The sequence below is a fragment of the Oleiphilus sp. HI0066 genome (assembly GCF_001635725.1).
Window position 1 is genome coordinate 1 of record NZ_LWFH01001127.1, and the last position, 1,302, is coordinate 1,302.

Annotated in this window: 2 protein-coding genes; both read left to right on the forward strand. The window is 45.2% G+C overall.

Annotation, left to right across the window (positions count from 1 at the left end; genetic code table 11):
- Positions 1 to 640 (forward strand): histidinol-phosphate transaminase (locus A3738_RS14825; protein WP_156504276.1); only part of this gene is annotated, 640 nt, incomplete at its 5' end.
- Positions 633 to 1,302 (forward strand): prephenate dehydrogenase/arogenate dehydrogenase family protein (locus tag A3738_RS14830; protein WP_197473873.1); only part of this gene is annotated, 670 nt, incomplete at its 3' end. The genes A3738_RS14825 and A3738_RS14830, both read left to right, overlap by 8 nt.

The following is a 1,302-nucleotide window of genomic DNA, read 5'->3' on the forward strand; positions in this document are numbered from 1 at the left end:
CGATCGCACATCCCTTATTTTTATTGCCAATCCAAACAATCCAACCGGAACGGTGTTGAGTAAAGCTGAAGTTGTAGAGTTTTTGTCTCAAGTGCCAGAAAGCGTGATCGTGGTGTTGGACGAAGCGTATATTGAATACAGTACCGATCCCGATTTTCCTAATGGGGTTTCATTGCTGTCTGATTTTCCGAATTTGATTGTCACGAGAACGTTTTCAAAGGCATGGGGGCTCGCTTCGTTGCGCGTTGGTTATGCGATTTCAAATGAAGAAATTGCGGATGTGCTGAATCGAGTTCGTCATCCATTTAATGTGAATAGTCTCGCGCTTGCTGCGGCTCTCGGTTCATTGAGAGACGAAGACTATTTAAAGAAAAGCATCACGACAAATGAACATGGTATGAAGCAGTTGACCGATGCATTTGATCGACTGGACTACGAATATATTCCATCGAAAGGCAATTTCGTGTGCTTTGATACGAAAGGTTCTGGAATGGAAGTGTACGAAGCTATGTTGCAGCAGGGTGTTATTGTGCGTCCTGTAGCGAATTATGGAATGCCAAATCACCTTCGTGTATCAATCGGTCTTCCTGAAGAAAACGCTCGTTTTATTGAAGTTTTGGAGTCGCTTAGTCATGGCTAGCGATTCGCTAAGTTTAGCGATGCAAGAATTAAAAGGGCTCACCGTTTCGGTTGTTGGGCTTGGTCTAATTGGCGGTTCTTTAACAAAGTGCTTGAGGGAGCAAGGCGTTGTCTCGAAGACGGTCGGGTATACGCTTGATTCAAATCACGCAAAGCTCGGTATTGAATTAGGTGCTGTGGATGTAGCTGCTGAAACAATTGCTGAAGCAGTTTCTGGCGCAGATATCATTGTGTTGGCAGTTCCAGTTCAAGCATTTGAGAGTGTGCTGCAAGAGGTTAAACCATTCATCAAGCCCGGTGCTGTACTGACCGATGTAGGAAGTGTTAAGGGTAACTTTGTTTCTGCAGTCGAGTCGGTGTTCGGCGATGTGCCAGAGTTTGTTGTTCCTGGTCACCCGATTGCTGGATCAGAAAAGAGTGGAGTTACTGCCGCAAATAGTTCGCTCTACCAAAATCATAAAGTGATTCTTACTCCCTTAACGCATACTGATGAGCGAGCATTATCCTTAGTTGACGCGATGTGGAGCGCTTGTGGTGCTAATGTGCTGCAAATGTCGGTTGAAAAGCATGACGAGGTCTTGGCGGCAACGAGTCATCTTCCTCATTTGATCGCATTCTCATTGGTTGATACCTTGGCGGGAAATCCTGATAACGAGGATATTT